The organism is Pelagovum pacificum (genome assembly GCF_016134045.1).
GTDB classification, from domain to species: domain Bacteria; phylum Pseudomonadota; class Alphaproteobacteria; order Rhodobacterales; family Rhodobacteraceae; genus Oceanicola; species Oceanicola pacificus_A.
Genome location: NZ_CP065915.1, coordinates 377236 through 400523, shown reverse-complemented (window position 1 = coordinate 400523; position 23288 = coordinate 377236). Strand labels below are relative to the sequence as shown.

22 protein-coding genes and 1 tRNA gene are annotated in these 23288 nt (G+C 65.9%); 9 read left to right on the top strand and 14 right to left on the bottom strand.

The features are described 5' to 3' along the window. Positions 1–237: 237 nt before the first annotated feature. From kduD to I8N54_RS02075, 9 genes are all read right to left on the bottom strand, one after another. On the bottom strand, positions 238–981 hold the full coding sequence (gene kduD, locus I8N54_RS02115) for a 2-dehydro-3-deoxy-D-gluconate 5-dehydrogenase KduD (protein WP_140194158.1): 744 nt from the start codon (positions 979–981) through the stop codon (positions 238–240). Further along, positions 981–1805: a 5-dehydro-4-deoxy-D-glucuronate isomerase gene (kduI, locus tag I8N54_RS02110; RefSeq protein ID WP_140194159.1), complete on the bottom strand. Its 825-nt coding sequence runs from the start codon at positions 1803–1805 to the stop codon at positions 981–983. The genes kduD and kduI overlap by 1 nt, the downstream gene beginning before the upstream one ends. Further along, entirely contained in the window at positions 1799–3427 is a 1629-nt protein-coding gene (locus tag I8N54_RS20325; protein ID WP_140194160.1) for an acyltransferase, read from the bottom strand. Before I8N54_RS20325 ends, kduI begins: the two co-directional genes overlap by 7 nt. Before the next feature lie 70 nt (positions 3428–3497). Beyond that, positions 3498–4751, bottom strand: coding sequence for an extracellular solute-binding protein (locus tag I8N54_RS02100; protein WP_140194161.1), 1254 nt, complete (start codon positions 4749–4751; stop codon positions 3498–3500). After that, complete coding sequence (locus tag I8N54_RS02095) at positions 4748–5464, bottom strand: hypothetical protein (RefSeq protein WP_198571745.1); 717 nt, start codon at positions 5462–5464, stop codon at positions 4748–4750. Before I8N54_RS02095 ends, I8N54_RS02100 begins: the two co-directional genes overlap by 4 nt. A gap of 4 nt (positions 5465–5468) precedes the next feature. Beyond that, positions 5469–6590, bottom strand: coding sequence for an ABC transporter ATP-binding protein (locus tag I8N54_RS02090; RefSeq protein ID WP_140194163.1), 1122 nt, complete (start codon positions 6588–6590; stop codon positions 5469–5471). A 22-nt stretch (positions 6591–6612) separates the two neighbouring features. Next, complete coding sequence (locus I8N54_RS02085; RefSeq protein WP_140194164.1) at positions 6613–7791, bottom strand: glycoside hydrolase family 88 protein; 1179 nt, start codon at positions 7789–7791, stop codon at positions 6613–6615. Positions 7792–7796: 5 nt separating this feature from the next. Next, positions 7797–8675, bottom strand: a complete 879-nt coding sequence (locus tag I8N54_RS02080) for a carbohydrate ABC transporter permease (protein ID WP_140194165.1) — start codon at positions 8673–8675, stop codon at positions 7797–7799. A 10-nt stretch (positions 8676–8685) separates the two neighbouring features. Continuing rightward, a complete protein-coding gene (locus I8N54_RS02075; protein ID WP_140194166.1) occupies positions 8686–9627 on the bottom strand; it encodes a carbohydrate ABC transporter permease in 942 nt (313 codons plus the stop codon). Between the two features lie 253 nt (positions 9628–9880). Here I8N54_RS02075 and I8N54_RS02070 point away from each other — a divergent pair, with 253 nt between their 5' ends. From I8N54_RS02070 to I8N54_RS02060, 3 genes are read left to right on the top strand one after another with little or no spacing between them, the layout of a single operon-like run. Further along, the gene (locus tag I8N54_RS02070; RefSeq protein ID WP_140194167.1) at positions 9881–11572 is read left to right on the top strand and encodes a heparinase II/III domain-containing protein; all 1692 of its coding nucleotides are present in this window, start codon (positions 9881–9883) and stop codon (positions 11570–11572) included. Between the two features lie 12 nt (positions 11573–11584). Continuing rightward, a complete protein-coding gene (locus tag I8N54_RS02065) occupies positions 11585–12385 on the top strand; it encodes a carbohydrate-binding protein (RefSeq protein ID WP_140194168.1) in 801 nt (266 codons plus the stop codon). Next, a complete protein-coding gene (locus I8N54_RS02060; protein WP_140194169.1) occupies positions 12382–13125 on the top strand; it encodes a FadR/GntR family transcriptional regulator in 744 nt (247 codons plus the stop codon). The genes I8N54_RS02065 and I8N54_RS02060 overlap by 4 nt, the downstream gene beginning before the upstream one ends. 18 nt (positions 13126–13143) lie before the next feature. On the opposite strand, the gene I8N54_RS02055 is transcribed toward I8N54_RS02060, so the two are convergent. The 5 genes from I8N54_RS02055 to I8N54_RS02035 form a co-directional block, all read right to left on the bottom strand. Then, positions 13144–15048, bottom strand: coding sequence for a DUF2264 domain-containing protein (locus I8N54_RS02055; protein WP_140194170.1), 1905 nt, complete (start codon positions 15046–15048; stop codon positions 13144–13146). A 279-nt stretch (positions 15049–15327) separates the two neighbouring features. Then, positions 15328–15404: transfer RNA gene (locus I8N54_RS02050), tRNA-Arg, on the bottom strand. Positions 15405–15493: 89 nt separating this feature from the next. Next, positions 15494–16894, bottom strand: a complete 1401-nt coding sequence (locus I8N54_RS02045; RefSeq protein WP_140194171.1) for a sensor histidine kinase — start codon at positions 16892–16894, stop codon at positions 15494–15496. Positions 16895–16907: 13 nt separating this feature from the next. Then, entirely contained in the window at positions 16908–18320 is a 1413-nt protein-coding gene (locus I8N54_RS02040; protein ID WP_140194172.1) for a dihydrolipoyl dehydrogenase family protein, read from the bottom strand. Positions 18321–18322: 2 nt separating this feature from the next. Then, positions 18323–19057 carry a TVP38/TMEM64 family protein gene (locus I8N54_RS02035; RefSeq protein ID WP_140194173.1) on the bottom strand — a complete coding sequence of 245 codons (735 nt, stop codon included), beginning with the start codon at positions 19055–19057 and terminating at the stop codon, positions 18323–18325. A 281-nt stretch (positions 19058–19338) separates the two neighbouring features. Here I8N54_RS02035 and rpmH point away from each other — a divergent pair, with 281 nt between their 5' ends. The 6 genes from rpmH (at position 19339) to I8N54_RS02005 (ending at position 22901) form a co-directional block, all read left to right on the top strand. Then, positions 19339–19473, top strand: coding sequence for a 50S ribosomal protein L34 (gene rpmH / locus I8N54_RS02030; RefSeq protein WP_140194174.1), 135 nt, complete (start codon positions 19339–19341; stop codon positions 19471–19473). A gap of 129 nt (positions 19474–19602) precedes the next feature. After that, entirely contained in the window at positions 19603–19758 is a 156-nt protein-coding gene (locus tag I8N54_RS02025; protein WP_197097534.1) for a hypothetical protein, read from the top strand. Further along, entirely contained in the window at positions 19755–20096 is a 342-nt protein-coding gene (gene rnpA / locus I8N54_RS02020; protein ID WP_140194175.1) for a ribonuclease P protein component, read from the top strand. The genes I8N54_RS02025 and rnpA overlap by 4 nt, the downstream gene beginning before the upstream one ends. After that, on the top strand, positions 20093–20314 hold the full coding sequence (gene yidD / locus I8N54_RS02015; protein WP_140194176.1) for a membrane protein insertion efficiency factor YidD: 222 nt from the start codon (positions 20093–20095) through the stop codon (positions 20312–20314). The genes rnpA and yidD overlap by 4 nt, the downstream gene beginning before the upstream one ends. 141 nt (positions 20315–20455) lie before the next feature. Continuing rightward, entirely contained in the window at positions 20456–21316 is an 861-nt protein-coding gene (ttcA, locus tag I8N54_RS02010) for a tRNA 2-thiocytidine(32) synthetase TtcA (RefSeq protein WP_140194177.1), read from the top strand. A 52-nt stretch (positions 21317–21368) separates the two neighbouring features. Next, positions 21369–22901, top strand: coding sequence for a putative bifunctional diguanylate cyclase/phosphodiesterase (locus I8N54_RS02005; protein ID WP_197097535.1), 1533 nt, complete (start codon positions 21369–21371; stop codon positions 22899–22901). Positions 22902–23288: the final 387 nt, after the last annotated feature.

The following is a 23288-nucleotide window of genomic DNA, read 5'->3' as shown; positions in this document are numbered from 1 at the left end:
TCCTGCAGAACCTTATTGGGATGAACGGAAATCCAGTCATCAAAACTGACGTTACGTCACGCCCTAATTTTAAGAGCTCTGATACTTGGATCACTTGGCGCGCACCTCGATCCCAATAAATAGTTCAAGCTGCAGGGCGCCAGCATGATGCTTTGTACCGTCCCGACTGAATGCGCAGTCTTCCGCTGCTTCAGCCGCCGAAATTCATGGGCCCTGACACTCCTGCCGACCAGAGCCTCAGCGCGCCAGCCAGCCACCGTCAACGTTTAGCACCGCCCCGGTGACATAGCGCGCGGCGGGCGAGCACAGGTAGGCAGCGGTGCCGCCGATGTCCTCGGGATCGCCCCAGCGACCGGCGGGAATCCGGTCGAGGATCGCCTTGGACCGCTCGGGGTCCGCGCGCAGGGCAACGGTGTTGTTGGTGGCGATATAACCAGGCGCGATAGCGTTCACTGTGATGCCGTGGGGCGCCCATTCGTTTGCGAGGATCTTGGTGATCCCCGCTACCCCATGTTTCGACGCGGTGTAGGAGGCCACCCGGATGCCGCCCTGGAAGGACAGCAGCGAGGCGACGTTCACCACCGCCCCCGGCGCCTGCTGGGACAAGAGCTCTTTCCCGAAGGCCTGGCAGGTGAAGAACACCGCCTTGAGGTTGACGTCCATCACCTCGTCCCAGTCGGTTTCGGACAGATTCACACTGTCCTCGCGCCGGATGGTGCCGGCATTGTTGACCAGCAGGTCGAACCCGGCGCCCGCGAAGATATCGTGCGCCGCCATCGGGTCCGAAAAATCGAGCTGAAGCTCCGACGCCGTTCCGCCGGCGTCGATGATCGCGGCGACGGTTTCGGCACAGCTGCGGCGGCCGGCACAGACGACTTCGGCCCCCTGCCCGGCGATACTGGTCGCGATGGCCCGGCCGATGCCAGTGTTGGCGCCGGTCACCATGGCCTTGCGACCCTCGAGTGAAAACGGACCAGCCATCACAGCAGGTCCTTCGGCTCGATGAAGTCCATATCCGTGAAGGATTGGTTGTCGCCGGCCATGGCCCAGATGAACGTGTATTCACCGATACCAGCGCCCGAGTGGATCGACCAAGGCGGCGAGACGATGGCTTCCTCGTTGGCGACCATCAGGTGCCGGGTTTCCTGCGGTTCGCCCATCATGTGGACCACGCGGGACTCGGGGGCCATGCCCCAGTAGAGGTAGGCTTCCATCCGGCGGTCGTGGGTATGGCTCGGAATGGTGTTCCAGACAGAGCCTTCGTGAAGCTGGGTGTAGCCAAGCGTCAGCTGGCAGCTCTCCATCACGTCGGGGTGGATGAACTGTCGGATGGTCCGCTTGTTAGACGTCTCGGTCGCCCCGGTGTTGACCTCCTTGGCCTCGCCGATCGTGATCAGCTTGTCCGGACAGGTGCGATGCGCGGGCGCCGAGGCGATATAAAAGCGCCCCTTGCCGGAGAAGGTTACCGCGCCCGAGCCCATACCAAGGTAGAGCACGTCACCACGGTTCAGCGTCCAGCTGTCGCCACCTGCCGCCACCTCGCCCGTTTCACCGATGTTGACGATGCCCATCTCGCGCCGCTCGAGGAAATTGTCGGTGCCGGTCTCGGCCACCTTGTCCAGCGTCAGGCTGCCGCCGTCGGGCACCGCGCCGCCGAGCACGAAGCGGTCGTAGTGCGTGTAGGTCAGGCGGATCTCGCCCGGTCGGAACGCGTCACCCACCAAGAAGTTCTCACGCAGCCCCGTGGTGTCGAAGGCCTTGGCCTGGCTCTGGTGAATCGCGTGCACTGTGGTGACAGTCAGCATCTCGGTTTCCTTTCGGTCTGATGCGCCCCGTTGCCCGCCGGGATCAGTCGGTGGACACCCTGCGGGCGGAAGGGGAAGCGGTCCTCGGCTCCGAGGATCGCGGCGGCGGTATGAACGGCGGACAGCCACATCTCGGTACCCTGAAGCCCGGTGGCGTGGTCGTCGTCGAAGGGAAGTCCGCGGCCCTCGCGCCAGCGCTCGGCGGTGCCGGCGATCACCTCATGGGCGATCTTCTCGGCCTCAGCGCGGCGGTGGTCGGTCTGGCGCAGGCAGAGCCAGAGCGGGTGCACCACGTCCAGCAGGTTGCAGGCCGTGCGTTGGTCATTGCGGAACCCGTCATGCGCGGCCCAATGGGTCAGCACGGTATCGATCGTCCGGTCGGCATAAGGCAGCGGCAAACCGTGCAGCGCGTAGCTGCCCCGGCTGGCGCGATAGAATCCGTTCACCGCCAGCAGCCAGTCGTCGTCGACCTTGCCCGACCATATGCCCGAGTGCGGATCGGCGGCCAGCGTCAGCCAGCCGAACAACGTTTCGCGTGCGCTGCCTTGGCCGAAGTGCCGGCGGTTCAGCCAGAGCGCGGTGCCGAGCGTGTCGGTCGTCGCGCCGGAGCCCCAAGGGTTGCCGCGCCAGTCGAGGCCGTCGAGTTGCCCGGACAGCCAGTCGCCGCCCTGCTCGACCAGTGCGACCGGGTAGGCGGGGGCGGCGTCGAGGCAGGCGAGCGCTCCACCGACAGCGATGACGTTGTAAAGCGCGATCCCGTCCCGCTCGGGCGGGCCGTCGTGGGGATGATCGGGATCGGGGAACAGGCCGGTGGTCTGGTCCTGCATCGCCTGCAGCATGCGGACGGTGGCATCGCGCTCTGCGACCTCGTCGGTCCCGCCGAACCCGGCCTCGAGTTCGATGGCGTCGCACAGGTGGCGGATGGCCGGGCCTACTCGTTCCGCCGCGTCGGGAGAGGCGAAGCCCTCGGGTGTGCGATGCAAATCAATGACGGCGCGCCAGTCCCGGGATGCGGCGGCGCCCAGCTGGTCCAGCGGGTCGGCCTTGCCGGTGATTGCGGGCGCGGCGGGGCCGTCGCGGTGACGCAGGATGCGCGCGGGGACGCCGCCGACGATCACGCGGTCTGGCACCTCGCCCTTGACCACGGCCCCTGCGGCGATGACCACGCCCGACCCGATGCGGGCACCGTCCAGGATCACGGCCCCTGCCCCGATCCAGACATCGTCGCCGATCTCGATCCCACGGGTGATCAGCGGCTGGCGGTAGATCGGCAGGTCCGGGTTGTCCGTGCCATGGTCGAAGCCGACCAGCGTGGCCAGCGATGCGATCCGCACCCCGTCGCCGCAGGCCACGCGGCCCGACAGACAGGCATAGGGATTCACACTGCAATGCGCGCCGAACGTCAGATCGCCACGCAAAAGCGCGCCCGCCGCGATCAAGCCGTGAGCGCCGATGTTCAGCGACTGCGTGAAGACGCGCGCCTCCTCTGCTACGTAGGTCATGGAATCGATCCGGGCTCCGGCGCTTACGGCCAGCTCGGCGCGGCGCGCGACCTGGGCGTCCGAGGCAAGGTCGGCCTCGGTCCGCTCCCAAGGGAGCCAGTCGGTACGGCTGTCGGCCATGAAATCCTCTTTGACGTGGGGGTGGGGGCGGAAGATGTCCCCCGCCCCCGGTCTCATCTGCGGCGCCGGATCAGTTCAGAACTTCGGCGATGTCGGCATTGAGGTCTTCGATGCCTTCCTCGATCGAAACGTTCTGCGTCATGATGTTCTGATGGTTGCGGTTCAGCAGTAGCCCGATGTCGGACGAGCGCATGTCGACCGGCATCTCGAGGTAAGTCTGCGTCGGGCGCAGCGCCTCGCGGCTGGTCTCGTCATCGGGGAAGCCCGGCAGCGAGGCGATGGCCTCGATCACTTCGTCGTTGCGCAACGCCGGGATGTTACCGAAGCCAGCGAGGATCTCCGCCGCCTCGGGTCCAGCAGCCCACTGGACGAAGTCCAGCGCCTCTTCCTTGTTGGGGGAGGCCGCGTTGACGCCAAGCGGCGTCAGGGTGGCGGCCGTGGTGCCCGGCTCGACTCCCTCGGGCACCGGCATGCTGGCGAGACCCCAGTTCGAGGACAGGCTCTCGCCGCTCTCCACCTTTGCGATCTGCGTGCCGATGAACCACGTGCCCATCGGCATCATGGCGACCTGACTGTTGTAGAACGGCCCGGAATAGTGCGTCTGGGACGTCTGCAACGCGGCATAGTCCTGGATCGCACCGTCTTCCTGCAGCGACAGCACACGCTCGTAGTAGGGCTGAAGAAAGCTGTAATCGTCGGAGATCAGGGTGTTCTCGCCATCCATCGTGGCAAATACCTGCACCAGCGAATTCCAGGTGTGGAAGTGCGAGCCGTAGACCTTGTTGACGCCGAATCCGGACGTCAACTCGCGCGCCAGCTCGTCATGCTCGGCCCAGGTCATGTCGTTGGTCGGGTATTCGACGCCCGCCGCGTCGAAAATGTCCTTGTTGTAGTATAGCAGCCAGATGTCAGACCGGAACGGGAGGCCGTAAAGCGACCCGTCCACCGTCAGCTGCTCGATCGCGCCGGCATAGGGTTCGGGGTCGACCGGCTCTTCAAGCTCCTCGGTCAGGTTGACGAGGTTGCCGGTGCGTATGAGGTCGGCGTAGCTCGGCGTGTCCTTGATCGACACGATGTCGATGTTCTCGGCACGACCGGTCAGCTGGGTCATCAGCATGGTGCTGTAATCCGCCGAGCCGAGGTCGGTGTATTCGAACGTGATGTTCGGGTTCTTCTCTTCGTAGGCCTCCATCAACGGAACCCAGTAGTTCTCGTTGTTCATGCCCCAGAGCACCCAATTCAGGGTCACCTGTTCGTCCTGGGCCATCGCGGCCATAGGCGACAGCAACCCGGCAAGGATCGTCGTCTTCATCAAGGTCTTCATGGTGTGGTCTCCTCCTCCACGGTTTGCGAAGGGCGTCCCGCCCGTCGCGCGGTATCAGCGGGGCGCAGCGCGATCGTCGCGGCGAGCGTCCCGAGCGAAAAAGTCATGATCAGCCCCGGCAGGACCGACAGCGGGTAGAACAGCAAAGTCAGGCCCGGCGCGGCAGCGAACGCGGCGAGGCCCGCCAGCGACCGCCCGGGTGCGGCCAGCGATGCCAAGGCGGCGCGGCGCCACAGCCCTAGGCGAGCATTGCGTTCGGCAGCGACCAAGATGAGCGCCCTGAGACCCACGGCGGCGATGGCCAGCGTGACGCAGGCCGAGACCGACGCGGGCGCGGCGGCGAGCGGTCGAGCGGCGATCATCTGCGCCCAGATCCACGTCGACCAACCCGCCGCGAGCAGCGCCAGCATCAAGAGCAGCGCCACGCCAGTGGCGCGAAGGACCACAGCCCCGAAGCCGCGCCAGAAGTCGCGCCACAAGTAGCGCGGCCGGTCCGCCGCCATGTCGAGCGAGATCCGCGCCCCGGCGACGAACGCCGCAGGCGCCGTGATAAGCGGCAAGGAGGCCAGCAGCATCAGCAGGTTCAGGGTCAGCAATTCTCCTGCCTCGCGCCGGACGGTCGCCCCGAACAGGGGCAGACACCGGCTGGGCAGCATGTCATCGCGCGAAACGCCCGGTCCTTCGCGTGTCCAGAGACGGGAGAGCGCCTGCATCTCCTCAGCCGTCCATGCCGTGCAGGATCGACCGCTCGGTTTCGGGATCGAACAGGTGCGCGTGGCTCATGTCGGCTACCAGCTCGATCCGGTCGCCCACATCGGCGGCGCAACGGGCCGAGACCTTGGCGATCAGCAGCTGACCGCCAGCGGTCAGCGACAGGTGCTTCTCCGGCCCCAGAGGCTCTGCGAGGTCGACGATGCCGGCCAGCGGGGCTAACCGATCAGGTGCCACGGTCGGGGGCGGCGCCTCGTGCAGATCCTCGGGGCGCAGGCCCAGAACAACATTCCGGTCGACATAGGCGGCGAGGCGGTCCGTCGCCATTGTATCGGGCAGCGCCATGGGCATGCCGTCGAACTCCGCAGCATAGCCATGGTCGGTGCGGCGCAGCACGGCGGGCAACAGGTTCATCTGCGGCGCCCCGATGAAGCCCGCGACGAACATATCGACCGGCCGGTCGTAGAGGTTCTGCGGCTTGTCCACCTGTAGGATGTTTCCGTCCCGCATGACGACGATGCGGTCGGCCATGGTCATCGCCTCGACCTGGTCGTGGGTGACATAGACAAACGTGGCATCCAGCCGCTTGTGCAGCTTGGTGATCTCGGCCCGCATGGTGCCGCGCAGCTTGGCGTCGAGATTCGACAGCGGCTCATCCAGAAGAAAAACCTCGGGGTTGCGCACCATCGCCCGTCCCAGCGCGACCCGCTGGCGCTGACCGCCCGACAGGGCCTTTGGCTTGCGGTTCAGCAAATGCTCGATGTCGAGGATGCGCGCGGCCTCGTGGACCTTGGTTTCGATCTCGGACTCCTTGGCGCGGCGCAGGGCGAGGCCGAAGGCCATGTTCTTGTAGACCGTCATGTGCGGGTAGAGCGCGTAGTTCTGGAACACCATCGCGATGTCCCGGTCCTTTGACGGCACGTCGTTGACGAGATTGTCGCCGATCCAGAGCTCGCCGTCGGACACTTCCTCGAGCCCGGCGATCATCCGCAGGGTCGTGGACTTGCCGCAGCCCGACGGGCCGACGAGGACCACGAACTCCTTGTCCTCGATCGACAGATCGATGTCGTGGATGACCTCGTGCGCGCCATAGGTCTTGTTCAGCTTCCGCAGGGAAATCTCTGCCATGTCCGTTTCTCCTCCGGGCGGTTCACCAATAGGTGGACCACCCCCCCTTCAGACGGGTCAGCGCCTCGATGTAGTAGTAGTCGCCCCAGCTCACGCACTCGTCGACGCCTTCGCCCTTGCAGGTGTTGTAAGGCGTGGACTTGGAGTAGGTGCCATGCAGTACCTGCCCGTTCGAGACGGCAGGATCGGTGACGGCGTAATCGCGCACGATGCTGCCAACCATGCGGCGGGCCAGCTCGCGCCAGCCCGAGGCGCGGGGGTCGTCTTCGTTCACGAGGTCAGCCATCTCCAGCAGACCGCAGGCGACGATCAGCGCCGAGGAGCTGTCGCGCGGCTCCTCCCCGTCGGTGTAGATCATGTCCCAGTAGGGGACGAGGTCGTCAGGCAACCGCGACAGGTAGTAGTCGAGCAGCTTCTCGAAGGTTTCGAGGTATTCCGGCAGGCTTTCGTAGCGATAGCTCAGCGCCATGCCGTAGACGCCCCAAGCCTGCCCCCGCGCCCAGGAGCTGTCATCGGCATAGCCCTGATTGGTGACGCCGCGCACCGGCTCACCGGTTTCGGGGTCCATGTAGAAGGTGTGCCAGGTCGAGTTGTCCGGCCGGATCGAGTGCGCTAGCGTCGTGCGGGCGTGGATCAGCGCATGCTCCCGATAGGTCTCGTTGCCGGTCTCGCGCGTCGCCCAATAGAGCAGCGGCAGGTTGAGCAGGCAGTCGATGATGTAGCGGTATTCGTCCGGGTTGCCCTTGCGGCCCCATGCCTGAATGAACTGGCCGACCGGTTGGAACCGCTCGAGCAGCTGGTCGGCTGCGAGGATCGCGGCGCGCTTGCCGTCCTCGTCTCCCACCAGCTTCCATGCCGCCACGCAGGTCGGCGAATAGAGGAAGCCCATGTCGTGATGATCGGTCGCGATGCGGTTCTCTATCCGGTGCAGGAAGCTCTGTACTTGGATCTGCGCGGCGTGGCGGAACACCGGGTCGCCCGTGTGCTCGTAAGCCAGCCAGATCTGTCCGGGCCAGAAGCCGGCGGTCCACTGGTTGTTCTCCACCGCGGGATAGACGTTTTTCACCGACGAATGGTTCTGCGCGCTGTAGGTGAAGTCCGGCAGATTGCGGCGCACCTGGGCGCAGGCGGCGTCGAGCGCGGCGTCCCGTTCGACATCGGTCAGCGGCGCAATGGCCTCTATGCGGGTTTGCAGCGTCATGGGGGTCAGCCTTTCAATCCGGTCGAGGCGATGCCTTCGACGAAGAACCGTTGCAGAGAGAGGAAGACGATCAGCACAGGGATCAGCGACACGACGGACGCCGCCATGATGAGCCCGTACTCGGTCGAATATTCCGAGATGAACATTCGCAGCCCGATCTGGATGGTCTTCAGCTCGGTTTCGGTGAGGTAGATCATCGGTCCGAGGAAGTCGTTCCACGTCGCGACGAAGGTGAAGATGCACAGCGTCGACAGCGCCGGCTTGGAAAGGGGCAGCATGATGCGCCACCAGATCTGGTACTCGCTCATGCCGTCGATCCGGGCTGCCTCGCACAGCTCGTCGGGGATCGACATGTAGAACTGCCGCATCAGGAAGACGCCGAAGGCGGTGAAGGCCTGCAGGAAGATCAGCGCCATGTGCGTGTTGTTCAGCCCGAACTCGCGCATCATCAGGAACTGGGGCAGCATGTAGACGTGCCACGGCACGGCGATCGTGGCGATGTAGCCGAGGAACAGTACGTTGCGGTAGGGGAAGTCCAGCTTGGCGAAGGCATAGGCTGCGAAGCTCGAGGTGAACAGCTGAAGCAGTGTCACGATCACGGTGATCTTCGCAGTGTTGTAGACGAAGGTCGCCAGCGGGATCATCTGCCAGATGTCGACGAAGTTCTGCCAGCGCGGTGCCTCGGGGATCCACTGGATCGGAAAGGCAAACACTTCGCGGTCGAGCTTCAGCGATGCCGAGAGCATCCAGATGAACGGCAAGACCATGATCGCGGTGATTACGAGGATCCCGGCATAGAGCGCGAGACGACCCGGCTTGATGCGGCGGCGGCGCGGACGCGTGGGCCTGCGGACGGTAGCGGCGGTATCGGCGGTCGTGGACATGTCGATCCCCTCAGTCGGTTTCGCGAGTGAAACGGAACTGGATGACGGTGACGGTCAGCACGATCAGGAACAGTACCATCGCGACCATGCTGGCGTATCCGAGGTCCCAGGATACGAAGGACTCGTTGTAGATGTGGTAGACCAACACCAGCGTGGAGGTGCCCGGCCCGCCCTGCGTGATCATGAAGATCTGGTCGAACACCTTGAACGACTGGATCGTCATGATGACCGTGACGAAGAAGGTCGTCGGCGCCAGCTGCGGCACCGTGATGCGCCAGAATTTCTGCCAGCTGTTGGCGCCGTCGATGTCGGCGGCCTCGTACAGTTCGCGCGGTATGCCCTGCAGCCCGGCGAGGTAGATAACCATGAAGTAGCCGAGATCCTTCCAGACCCCGAACAGGATCACGGTGGCCATGGCGTAGTTCCGGTCCGCCGCCCAGCCGGGCAGGTTGCTCGGATCGACGCCCAGCGTGTAGAGGATCATGTTCACCGGCCCCATCGCGGGGTTGAACAGCATGTTCCAGACCACGGCGACGGCGACGAGGGACGCGACGTAGGGAAAGAACATCGCGGTCCGGAAGAAGTTGCGCCCCCGGATCTTGCCGTTCAGCAGCACCGCGACGCCCAGCGCGGCGGCCAGCGTCAGTGGCACCGAAAAAACCGTGTAGACGATCGTGTTCCACAGGGCGGCCTTGAAGGCGCGGTCCTCGAAGAGCTTGAACAGGTTGTCCAGCCCGGCCCACTCGATCGGGTTGTTGCCATCCCAGTGCATGAACGCCAGCGCGAACGCCGCGCAGATCGGCCCGAGCGTGAAGATCACGAAGCCGAGGAAATTCGGGGCGATGAACGAGTAGGCGACAAGCGACGCACGGCGCTTGCGCTGCGCACGCGTCAGCAGCGGGCGCTGAGCTTGCTTGACCGCAACCTCGAGGTCCGTATCGGCGCTCGACATAAGTCCTCCCAAGTCTTCGCCCGACGCCTCCGATTCCCGCGGCGGACAACTTGTTGCTAACTTGTCTAACAGCATGTAACAAGTCAATTACAAATACAGGGACAGAAAGACCGTGAGCCGATCCGCGCCAGTTTCAGCCGATTATTCGCCTTGTATTATGGGGATACCCTTGGCGTCCGCGCTCAATGCACGGCAACTATCCTGCGCTCCACCCTGGTCTGACCGCGCCTATTGGGGGCAACTTGATTCGGACGTGCGCGACAAGTTGATCGCTCGTGGTGACGAGTTCGCGACGCTCGACTGGCCGCACCTCACCGCCACCGGCTTTGCCGCCTTTACGCGCACCGGAAACCGCGCGAACTATGAGGCCGGCTGGTTCACTCGCCGCCGCAAGTTGAATGCCCTTGTCATGGCGGAGCTGGCCGAGGGCACCGGCGCGCGGCTCGACGATATCGCAGATGGGCTCTGGCTTATTCTCGAGGAAACGGGCTGGCAGCTGCCGGCGCACAACGCGCAGCCGCGTGGCGGGGCGCGCCGCCCTCTGCCCGATCCCGACGATCCGGTGGTCGATCTGTTCGCGGCCGAGACCGGGGGGCTCGTCGCCACGATCCTGGATGTGCTTGGCGAGCCTCTGGAAGCCGCCCTGCCCGGTCTTGTCGCCCGTGCCGACGCCGAGGTCGACCGCCGTATCCTCGCACCCTACCTGGCCCGCGATTACTGGTGGATGGGCAATGTCGACGGGCCGACTAACAACTGGACGACATGGATCACCCAGAATGTCCTGCTCGCCGCCCTCGTCCGACCGCTTGGCCCCGACCGGCGGCGCGCCGTCCTGTCGCGCGCCCTGCCGAGCCTCGACGCCTTCCTGGCCGACTACGCCGAAGACGGCGCCTGCGAAGAGGGCGCAATGTATTACCGCCACGCAGGGCTGTGCCTGTGGGGCGCGCTGACGCTGGTCAACCGCGCGGCCCCCGGAAGCATGGATGCAGTGCTGGCGACGCCAAAGGTGCGCAACATCGCCGAGTACGTGGAGAGCGCCCATGTCGCCGGGCAAAATTACCTGAACTTCGCGGATTGCCCCGCTGTCGGCGAGCGCGCGACCGCGCGGGAGTGGCTCTTCGGCCAAGCGGTCGGCAGCGACCGCCTGACCGCTTGGGCGCATCGCGACGCAACGGCCGAGGGTTGGTCCGACCTGCCGGACGAGATCAACCTTTGGTATCGGTTGCTTCAGGTGCAGCACGCCGCGGACCTTTCTGCGCCTCCGCCGCCTACCCCGGCACCGCGCGACGCGTGGTATCCGGGGTCCGGCCTGTTCATCGCCCGCGACCGGACCTTCACCCTCGCGGTCAAGGCCGGCGACAACGGCGACAGCCACAATCACAACGACGTCGGTTCCGTCATCCTCTACAAGTCCGGGCGGCCCGTACTGATCGACCTCGGGGTAGAGACCTACACCGCCCACACCTTCTCGGATCGCCGTTACGAGATCTGGACGATGCAATCCGGCTGGCACAACTTGCCGACCTTCGGTGGCGTCATGCAATCGCCCGGAGAAGCGCACGGTGCGCGTGACGTCGCGACGGATTTCGGCCCCGAACATGCGAAAATCACCATGGACATGGCCCCCGCTTGGCCTGCCGAGGCGCGGCTGACGAGCGCCCGGCGGGACGTGACTCTGGAGCGCGGCCAACAAGTGCTAATCCGTGACACTTATGACGGCGCCCTGCCCGCGACCCTGACTTTGCTGTTCGCCGAACGTCCCGAGCTTGCGGGCAACGAGGTGCTGTTGCCCGCTCTCGCGCGGATCGCGACCGAGGGGCTGGAGGACATGGTGATCACCCATGTGCCCGTCGCCGATCCCCGGCTTGCCGCCTCTTGGCCGGACGGCGTCTGGCGCCTGTCCGGCAACGTGCGTGGCAGTTCCGCCGCCGTGACGATAGACTGACCAGAGGACACCATGATCGAGCTTTTCATCATCGCCCCCGACGGCACAACCATTGCCGGCCATGCCGCCGAGACGGAGCTCGCGCTGGTACACCGCGCACCCTACGCCGAGGGCACCCGGCTCGGAGTGACCGCACCGCGGGGCAGCACGCTGATGTTGTCGCTCGACCAAGGACTGGCGCCCTCGCTGGTCCACCTGCCCGACGGCGGGTTCGAGATGCCCGTGCCCTTCAGTCGCGCGACCGAGGGCTACGCCCCCACGGCCTTCACCGGAGAGTTGCACCGCCTGATGGCGCGTCTGGCTCGCCCGGAAGAGCTGGCGACACGCCGGGATCTGGCGCTGAACCCGCATGACCACGCAGACTCGACCGGCTTCCCCCATGCCGACGCGACCGTCATTACGCGGGGCGAGGCCGGCTTCGCTGCCCGCTGCGCCATCGACGGCGAGGTCGCGAACGAGGATCACGGCCGCTGGCCCTGGACCTCTTGGGGGATTGCGCAGGATCCGGACGCGGCGCTGACGATCCGGTTCGGTCGATTGGTCCAGATCGACGAGATCGCCCTGACACTGCGGGCGGACTTCCCCCACGACAGCTGGTGGGATCGCGCCACAGTGACCTTCGGCGACCCCGCGGGTGGTGACAGCGTCGAGCTGTCGCTCATCAAGACCGACGCCCGCCAGCCCTTCGAGGTCACACCGCGAGAGGTAGAGGAAATCACGCTCGACCGGTTGCGCCGCGCCGACCTCGACTCGCCATTCCCCGCCCTGACCCGGATTGAGGTCATGGGAACCTGGACGGAGACAGACGCATGAAATCCGCCGCCCCCCGCAAGGCCGACACCCGCGCCCGGGCCATCGCCGACGATCTGCGCCGCGCGATCCTGTCCGGCGATTTCGCGCCCGGTGACAAGCTGCCCAGCGAGGCCCAGCTGACCGAGACCCACGGTGTCAGCCGGACGGTGGTGCGCGAAGCCATCGCGACACTGCGGCTCGATGGGCTGGTCGAGGCGCATCAGGGGGCCGGCGTATTCGTGCTGGACCTCGCGCGGCGCCGCTCGACCGAGACGGCCTGGCTCGCCTCGACGCTGGAACTGCTGGAATTCCGCACTCCGCTCGAGGTCGCAGCCGCAGGACTGGCCGCCGTGCGGCGCTCACCGGTTCAGGAAGAGCGCATCCTCGACCGGCACGCCGCGCTTTGCCAGCATGTCGATGCCGGCGGCGATGCGTTTCGCGACGACGACTACCGGCTGCACTACGCGATTGCCGAGGCGACCAACAACGGCCAGTTCACCGACTTCATGCGCCGCGTGGGCGAGGCGCTGGTGCCGCCCTCCTCATTCATACCGCATTCCGACGAGGAAACCCGACGCGATTATCGCATCCTGCTGATCAAGGAACATGAGGCGATCGTCCGCGCCATCTCGGCCAGCGACAAGGACGCCGCGGAAGAGGCGATGATGGCCCACCTGATCGGCAGCCAGGACCGCCACCGCGCCCTGCTCCACAGTCAGCGACTGGGCCAGGTCGCGGTGCCGACGCCCGCGGCCAGCTAAGACCGCGGGCACTGCGGCTCAGGTCGCGGGTGACGCCCCAAGCCCGCGCCAACCCGACAGTTCCACGCCTTCGCGCGTCAGAAGCGCGCGCGCCGTCTCCGGTAATTCGAACGCGACCGGGGTCGCGTCGGGATCGGTCAGCCCCATGACCGCCGTGGCGATCCAGGTCTCACCGGCCTCGACCCGGCCCGACAGCCGAGGGAAGAACGTCCTGGGATAGAGCAGATTGGTGTTCGGCGCTGCCCGCATGATGCGGCCCTCGCGTCCGCCCGTGAGGTCCAGCAACCAAGACAGGGCAGAGCGGGTCCGCACCCGCGCTTCTCCCGACGCCTCGGTGATCCAGTCGTCGGGGGTGAGGTGACCGTCCCCGGCCCGGTCGATGGCGAACCCGCCCTCGGCCAGTTCGATCGGCACATCGGTCACGACCCGGTGCAGCCGCACGTGCCACCCCTCTGGGCCGAGGTCCAGCCAGCTGTCCACCGTCAGGCCGCCGTCAGGCGCCCAGCGCCCCCAAGCCATGTCGCCGTCGATCCCCGCCTCGGTGATCGTCGCGCGGGACAGCCAGCTCAGCCCGTCGCGCGACATGGAGAGGCCGCAATCCACCGCATGACGGTCGACCCGGTCACCCCATGCGTCCGATGCCACAGAAAAGCCGAAGGCCGAGGAATAGGCGAAGCGGCCGTACTTTGCGTCAGAGTAGCGGTGCTCCCGCCCGTCCTGACCGCCGGTCAGCATCAGCGCATCCTCCGCGGCGCGCCGGGTCACGGTTCCAGCAGGCCGGCAAAGGTGACGCCCGGTCGGAAGCGCGTCCGGCGCCTCTTCCTCGGCGGTCCAGAACGGGTGATCCTCGCCCAACGCCAACGGCAGGAAGGACTTCAGCCCCCAATAGGGAGAGCCAGGCGCATTATAGGCCTCGGACATCAGCAGGTTGGGATAACCGTAGCCGATGGTCAGGATCCCGTCGCGGTCGGTCACGGGCCGGTCCGCCCACCAACGCAGGTGCCGCATCAGCAGCCCCTTGATCCGGCCCCATGGCAGCACCTCTTCGCCGGCAAAGGCGCAGGCCGCCCAGAACGCGCCCTGCGCGTAGCGGTAAGTCATCGAGCGTCCGAACGGCACGGCCGCGCCGTCCCCGGCGAACCAGTGTTGGAAATCCTGCGCATAGGTGCGTGCCCGCTCGCGGTAGCGCTGGGCGAGATCTGGGAACAGGTCGGGCACCAGCTGGGCGATGATCAGACCATAGAAGTGCATCCCCATGGGTGTGTAGTAATCCAGCTGATACCAGGTGCCGTCCCGGTAATGGCCGCCCTCGATGTGGAACTGCTCGATCCGGTCCAGCGCGGCACGCGTGAGCCCCTCATCCCAGTGCTCGCCGACAGAGCGCAGGGCGAGGTTGGTCAGCACGCGGAAGAACAGCCAGTTGTTGTCCGCCGGCGGATAGGCATTGATCCAGCGCAGCCACATTGCGGTGCGCGCGCGGGCGGCCTCGGGCATCGGTGTCCAGAACGTGTCGGGCGCCAGCAGTATGCCGAGCGACAGACCGGCCATTTCGACCATGCGCTGATCGAAGCGGTTCACGTCGCCCCAGTAGTCAGGGTGATCGGCATCCGTGCCGTTCATCAGTCCGATCGCCCAGTCCGTCGCGTTCGGATGGCCTATGCCACCTGCGACCAGCGGCGCCAGCGCCCAGAGCGGGCGTGCGAAACTCTCCATCTCGGCGGCTTCGGAACTGTAGTGCGCGCCGCCGACACCGATGCGGATCCGCGCCCGGCTTTCCGACATCAGGGGCAGCAACGGCGCGATCATGTCCGACGCGGCACGACCGAGATCGGCCCGTGTCCGCAATGGATTGCCGTGCATCGGGTTGGCCTCGACCAGCTTGCGAACGGTCCGCTCCTGCAACCAGGCGGGGGTAGCTGACATGGAATTCTCCTCACTCCTCGGAGGGGACAAGACCGGACAATCCAAGAAGCCTCAAGGTCGATCCGACCGTTTGGTCGGGTCGCGCAGAATTCTGCGTGATTACAGTCCGTCGGTGCAGTCAGGGATGAGAAGGAAGCAGGTAACTGCGGGCCATGATGGCTCACCAAAGCAAAGCGAGCGAGCGAGCACGACACGATCCCCGCGAACTGTCAGCGTGACGTCACCGGAACAGCATAAAGATCACCAAAGGTGAAAGACATTCAGCGCGAACAGGGAAAGTGGCGCGCTGGGGAGGATTCGAACCCCCGACCCCCTGATTCGTAGTCAGGTACTCTATCCAACTGAGCTACCAGCGCGTAGGCGCCGGACTTAGACGGAGTGCCGGACGGATGCAAGGGGTCCCATCCGAGAAATCCACTTGCGGAGCGATGACGCGAAGGCACCGCTACTCCGCGGCCTCGGGCAGAGAGACGTTGGACTTCGGCAGGCGGATCAGGAACGAGGTGCCGTCTCCGTCGGACTTCGCGAGCTCCACGCGGCCGCCGTGACCGCGCACGAGATCGGCGGAGATCGCGAGGCCGAGGCCGGAGCCGCCCTTCGTTGCGCCGCCCTGAAAAGGCTGGAACAGGTGATCCCGTGCCTTGGCAGGCAGGCCCGGTCCGGTATCGGTGATGCGGATCCACCAGGCGTCGTCGTCCTCGCTCGCCGAGATGCAGATCTCGCCGGGCTTGCCGGTCGAGATGATCGCCTGCCGGGCGTTGCGCACGAGGTTCGAGATCACCCGGTAAATCTGCTCTCCGTCAGCGCGGATCGTCATCGACGCCGGGATGTCCTCGGAGAAGGACAGGTCATGCTCTCCCGCGGCGAGACGCTCGGCCTCCACCACGTCGGACACGATGGAGGCAAGCCCGACACGGTTCAGCGCGGGGGGCGGTTCCTCGACGCGCCCGAAGGCCAGCACCGTCTCGCACAGGTTGACGGCGCGCGTGATCGAATTGACGAGCTTCGGCGCCATCCGCCGCACGAGCGGATCGTCCGACCCCTCGATCCGGTCGGTGAAGAGCTGGGCGGAGGTCAGCATGTTGCGAAGGTCGTGGCTGATCTTGCTGACCGCCCCGCCAAGCTGGGCCATCCGCTCCTTCTGCTTGAGCGCGCCGGTCAGCTGCGTCTGCATCGACGCCAGTGCTTCCTCGGCCTCGCGCAGCTCGCGGATACCGGCGGAGGGCGTGATGATGCGCCGCGCGTCCTCGGGCGCAGTGGCATAGCTCTGCATGGCGCCGACGACGCCCTTGATTGGCCGCACGAGAAGGGCGCGCACGGCGAGGAACAGGAGGAACGCGGTCACGACGGATATGACGGCCGACAGCGCGAGAATGCGAAGCCCGTAATCGATCATCGCCATGCGGAGCGGCCCGGTCTCCATCGTCACCTCGATCAACAGGCCGCCGTCCTGGACGGGGTTGCCCATCACCCGGATGATCCGGTCAGCCGGGTCGAGCAGCCGCGCCAGTGCGTCCCTGATGAGCGTGAAGGGCCGGTTGTCGCGCAGGTCGATCGTCTCGTGAATTTGCTCCGGTATCGGCGACGACAGCACGAGCTGGCGCACCTCATCCCGCCGCAGCACGACGTTGAAGACCCCGGCATTGTCCAGCAGCTCCTGCTCGAGGTCCTGATCGATCATGTCGTCGGCCAAAAGCGCGAGGGAAGCGATCTGCGCCCGTTCGAGGCGCAGGAGAAGGTAATCCTCGCGGAACCGCGCGACCGAGGGCACGAAGATCAGCACCTCGGCCAACATAACGAAGACCGTGGTGAGGATCAGGAAACGCCCGGACAGCGAGTTGAGCATGACTATCCTTCGTTCAGGGCAGCCACCTCTGAACGACGCGAACCACCCTCTTTACAAGATCGCTCTCGAAGAGCTTCGGACTAAAATAGGCGCCCGCGGCGCGTTTGTTAATCTCGGCGATCGTGGGATATGGTAGCACGCTGTTGGAAATTGCCGACATCTTGAGGTTGTTGGCGATCGCCAGTGACCAGAAGCCGACCATTTCCCCCGCCTGTGCCCCGACGATCGAGGCGCCGACGGGTCGGCCCTTCACCACCATGACCTTCAGCAAGCCCGTGGTCTTGGCTTCCGCCTGCGCGCGGTCGTTCTCGTCATAATTCGCGCGCACGACGGTAAGCTTGTCGCCATGCTGCTCCCGCGCCTGCGCCTCGGTCAGCCCGACCTGCGCCAGCTCCGGGTCGGTGTAGGTCGACCACGGAATATGACTGGTCTTGGCCTTCGCGGGCAGCCCCAGCACGGCAGAGCGCACGACGATCCCGCCGTGGTAGCCGGCGACATGGGTGAACTGCAGCCCCCCCGCCGCGTCGCCGACGGCATAGACCCGGCGATTCGTGGTCGAGCGCAGGTCGTCGCCGACCTCCACACCCGTCTTGCTCCACGTGACATTGGCCTTGTCGAGGTCGAGCCCCTCGACATTCACCTTGCGGCCGACTGCCATCAGCAGATGCGAGCCCGTGAAATCGCCTTTCTCCGTGTGGACCGTGATGGCCTCTCCGCCGGAGACCCGGTTGGCCTGCGCGCCCGTGACGATCTCGACGCCTTCGGCGCGCAGCCGGTCGAGAACGATGGCCGTCAGCTCCGGATCGTCCTTGGCGAGCGGTGTGCTGCCCTCGATCACCGTCACCTTGCAGCCGAGCCGCACATGGGCCTGCGCCATCTCCATCCCGATATTGCCGCCACCGATGATGAGCAGATGCTCCGGCCGGTCGCGCAGATCGAAGATGGTTTCGTTGGTGTGGACCTCGACCCCGTCGAGCCCCTCAATCGGCGGCACGAACGGTGAAGACCCGGTGGCGACGACGAAGCGCCGTGCCTCGATCACGGTGTCGCCCGCCTGCACTTCGGTCTCGGAGATGAAGCGGCCGTGCTCCCGGATCACCCGGACGCCGAACCCCTCGAAGCGTTCCTGGCTGTCGACCGGGGCGATGGCGGCGATGGTGCGGGCGACGTGATCCTTCGCCCCGGCATAGTCGACTTCCGGCTCGACCGGGGCGACGCCGTAGCCGCCGCTGCGCACCGCGTGGGCCTGCTTGCCAGCCGCGATCAGCGCCTTCGACGGAACACAGCCGTAGTTGAGGCAATCGCCGCCCATCTCCCCCGCCTCGAGCAGAACGACCTTCGCGCCCATCTGGCTGGCGCCCGCCGCGACGGAGAGCCCGCCCGATCCCGCACCGATGATGCAGATGTCGGTCTTGATCCGTTCCATGCTCACAACCCTTTCTTGCCGCGCACGGCCTTCAGCACCATCGGCAATGCCGCGAGCAGACAGAGCCCGAGGATCGGCAGCAGGATGTGCGGCTCGAAGATGATGCCGAGGTTCGGTGTCTCGCCCCGCGCAAAAACATCGCCCAGCCCGGCTCCAACCGACGTGTAGACCAGCGCTCCGGGAATAATGCCGAGGAACGTCGAGATCGCGAAGCGCGACAGCGGCACGCCCACCAACGCAGGCACGAGGTTGGCAACGAAGAACGGCACGGCGGGGATCAGCCGGATCAGGAACAGCATCGACCACTGGTTCTCGTCGATGCCGTCCTTGATGCGCCTCACAAGCCCCTCGCCCGCCTCCATGCGCGCGGCGAGCCGGTCGCCGAGCCCCAGCCTCGCCGCAGAGAAGATGCCGATCGCACCGATCGTCGCGGCCGTGACGTTGAAGAGCACACCCGGAAAGGTCGCGAACAGGAACCCGCCCGTCAGGGTCATCACCGTGGCCCCCGGCAGCGAAAAGGCCACCACAAGAGCATAGATCACGACGAAACCGAGCGCGGTCAGCACGTAATTGTCGTCGCGGAACTGCAGCAACGCCTCGCGGTTCTCGGCCAGCGCGTCGAACGACAGCTGGTCGCGCAGGAAAAACGCCCCGAGTGCCGCCGCGATTACCACTGCAATGAGCGGAAGGCGCCTGAGCCATGGAGAGGTGTCTTGATCCCGGGGCATGTCGGTCATTTCGTCTCCGTCTCCCGCAGCGTTGCAGAGCTTCTGTCTGGCAGTCACATGGGTCGGTGAGGAGGCCCGACCCACCGCGTTCACGCCGCATTGATGGATTAGGCCAGGAGGATGCCGGTCCTGTAACATTACATAGTGGCGATGGACCGCGAATGTTGCAGATTTCGCCCGGTCAGCGCGTTGACAGGCCGTGAAGCGCTCTTTATGGGACGGGCTTCGAATTACATGACAGCCTTGATTCCGGTCACAGCGGAATCGGCGACAACCGATGGAGAGACGCGATGAAGCGCACGTTCCAGCCTTCGAACCGGGTTCGCAAGAACCGTCACGGTTTCCGCGCCCGCATGGCGACCAAGGCAGGCCGCAAGGTCCTCAATGCCCGCCGCGCCCGTGGCCGGAAGAAGCTCAGCGCCTGATCCCGCGTTGCATCGTGAGGTCACTCACGATGCGGCCGACATGATCGCGCAAGAGATCCGAACCGCCGAGGCCTCGCCTGCGGCGGTTTCCGTTTGTCCGGTCGACCGCCCGGCAAAAGGCAACGGCGCATGAGTCCTGCGGTAGAGCTCGCTCGCCTCTGCACGGCGCTCGACCTGCTCGCACCCGCAGTTGTTGCGCCCGGCGTCGCCCGGCTTTCGGACGAGGTGAGCCTCGACTGGATCCGGCGTTATTGCGGAGACCGCCAGGCGAGGGATTCCCTATGACCAGCCCCGAACGCCTCCGCCAACGTGCCGATTTCCTCGCCTGCCAGCATCGCGGACGCTCCAAGGGCACGCCCGGCTTCCATCTGCAGGCGCTAAAGCGCGACGATGGCGATGCGACCATGCGCGCCGGGTTCACCTGCTCCAAGAAGGTCGGCAATGCCGTGGCCCGCAATCGCGCCAAGCGTCGCCTTCGGGAGATCGCCCGCCTAGAACTGCCCGCTTACGGCCAGCCCGGATGGGACTACGTGCTGATCGGCCGCCGCGAGGCGACTGCAGACCATGACTTCGCCACCATGCGCGAGGATCTTCGCGCCGCCTTGGCCGAGGTCCACAGGTGAGCCCCGCCGCCTTCCTTCTGTCCCTGCCCGTCCGGGCCTATCGGCTGCTGTGGTCGCCGTGGGTCGGGCACGGCTGCCGCTACACGCCCACCTGCTCCGCCTATGCCATGGAAGCGCTCGAAAAACATGGCGCGCTGAAGGGCGGATGGCTGGCCGCGCGGCGCATACTGCGCTGCCATCCGTGGGGCGGCTCGGGCATCGACAACGTCCCCGATTGAAAGGCGGCACCGCGGCCCGTCGGAGGGTGGCAAGGCGCTTCGTAGGACCTTCTGGCGAGCGCCTCGTGCGGCGCTTGACCCGCCCCGGGATAACGCAGTTTTCCCTTTGCCGGACCGCGCGCGTCTGCCATATCCCGCCCCATGTTCGACAATGCCGACGACATCCATCCGCTCTTCGAGGGCGCACCGTCCTCGACCGAGTTCAAGAAGCTGCGCAAGCGTATCGTCCGCGACACCCGCGAGGCGATAGAGCAATACGGCATGGTCGAACGCGGTGCGAAATGGCTCGTCTGTCTTTCCGGCGGCAAGGACAGCTACACCCTGCTCGCCGTGCTGCACGAGTTGCAGTGGCGCGGATTGCTTCCGGTTGAACTCCTCGCCTGCAACCTCGACCAGGGCCAGCCCGGTTTCCCGGCGACGGTCCTGCCCGAGTTCCTCGAGAAGATGGGCGTGCCCCACAGGATCGAGTACCAGGACACCTATTCCGTCGTGATGGACAAGATTCCGGCGGGCCGGACGTTCTGCGCGCTCTGCTCGCGGCTTCGGCGTGGGCATCTCTACCGGATCGCGCGGGAAGAAGGATGTTCTGCCGTGGTGCTCGGCCACCATCGCGACGACATCCTCGAGACATTCTTCATGAACCTGTTCCACGGCGGCCGGCTCGCCACGATGCCGCCGAAACTGGTGAACGAAGAGGGCGACCTGTTCCTGTACCGCCCGCTCGCCCACGTGGCCGAGGCGGATTGCGAGCGTTTCGCTAGGGCGATGAACTATCCGATCATCCCCTGCGATCTCTGCGGTAGCCAGGACGGGCTGCAGCGTCAGCAGGTGAAACAGATCCTCGACGGGTGGGAGAAGAACTCGCCCGGCCGGCGGCAGGTGATGTTCCGGGCGCTGATGAATGCACGCCCGTCGCATCTGCTCGACCCGAAATTGTTCGATTTCGCCGGACTTACCTTGTCCGAAGCGAAGGAATCCGACGAGACCCCGTCCTTGCGTTAACCCGTTACTCACCTCGGAGCCTTATGGTCCGAGGGAGCTGTGCGGGGACTCAATGCGCCTTATCGACCGAATAGTTGGCCGGATCGGCATACGTGGCAGCCCCGCACCTCTGCGGGCCCGCGCCCTCGCGATCGCACCTCTTGTTGCGGTGGCGGGCTGGCTTGTCTTTGAACAACCCGGCTTTCTTATCGCGGCGTTTCTTCTGCCGGCGGTACTGGCGGTCGGCATTTATGGCTCGCATCGCGATACCGCCGCAGCGGACACGGACAACGTGACCGGCCTCGTGCGCCGCGACACGCTGGAGCGGTCACTGGACCTCGCGCTCGCACGCGCGCGGGCGGAGGGGCTCGTGACCGCCGCGCTCGTGGTGGAGCTTGATGAATTCAAGTCGCTACAGGAACGGTTCGGGCGGATTGGCGTCGACCAATTGCTCGACGCGGTCAGCAGGCGCTTCTCGAGCGCGGTGCGTGGCGTCGATTGCTGGGCGCGGCTGGACGGACCGACCTTTGGCCTCGCCCTCTCGCCGACCACGCCCTTGAATGACGAGGATCTCGCCCGGCTCGCCGAGCGGCTACTCGCGGCCCTGACGGAACCGATCCGCGTGTCGGGTGTGGACCTCCGACCGGCGATCTCCATCGGAGCGGCGAGGTCCGACGTCACGGAAAGCGAAACCGGAGCATCCCTGCTCCAAGGCGCGACGCTCGCCCAGATCAGTGCGGCCAAGTCCGGTCCCGGCCAGCTTGTCCAGTACAGCCCGGTGCTGCGCGACCGGATCGCGGCGCGCTACCGATTCGCCGAGGACCTGAGGGAGGCACTTCGAACCGACCGGATCGTCGCCGTCTTCCAGCCGCAGATCGCGCTGGAGGATGCCCGGCTTACCGGAGTAGAGGCACTGGCCCGGTGGCGGACCTCCGATCAGGAAATCGCACTGCCCGCCAGCTTTTTACCGGCCGCGAAGGAGTCGGGCCTGATGCCGGCCCTCGGCCAGCGGATTCTCGAGCAGGCGCTGCGGGCCCTTCGGACGTGGGACGCGCAGGGCCTCCATGTCCCGACGGTTGCGGTGAACCTCTCTACCACCGAATTGTCGGACCCGACCCTCGCGGCGCGTGTCGTCGGCGCGCTGGAGACGGAGGGTCTTTCGCCCGACCGACTGACCGTCGAAGTGCTCGAAACCGTCATGACCGACGGGTCGGACCCGCGCGTCTCGCTTAACCTCGCGCGGCTTGCGGACATGGGTTGCCTGCTGGACCTCGATGATTTCGGGACCGGGAGCAGCTCCATCACGACCGTGCGGCGTCTGCCGATCCGGCGCATCAAGATCGACCGGACTTTCGTGCGCGATCTCGACCGCGAGCCGGAGCAGGAGCCGATGTTGCAGGCGATCCTGACCATGGCGGATCGCCTCGGCCTGGTGACGCTCGCGGAAGGCGTGGAAACGGAAGCGGAGCGAAGCGCGCTCGCAAGGCTCGGCTGTGCTCAGATGCAGGGATTTCTTCTGACCAGGCCGATGATGATGGAGGACATGACAACCTGGCTGCGGACGAGGCCGCCGAGCGGGGAAGAGACCGTGCGGGACGTGGGCTAAGGGCTTATGGTCGAGCGGACCGGGGATCGCAGTGACTGGCGAGGGTCTCAATTCGAACCGTCTGCATGAGACCCCAAGGCCGACGCCCACGAGGCAGCCTCCGCGCACGGCAAATAACAGTGCCGTAGTCTGATCCCGATCAACCAGCGCCTTGCGAGAGTCGCTAACCAGGGCGGACCGAACCGACGTTCGTTGCCGCCGAACAGGCCCACGTCCCCCATTTGCCGCGCAGGAAGACCCGCCTCATGCCGTCGCGGTGCGCCCATGCACGCGCAGGTGATGTCGCACCTCGCCGAGACGGCGCGTACCCCCTTGACCTTTGGGCGCTCGGTCTGTTGAACCGCCCTACCCTCTCAGCACGGCTCGCGCACAAGAAATAAAGGGCGT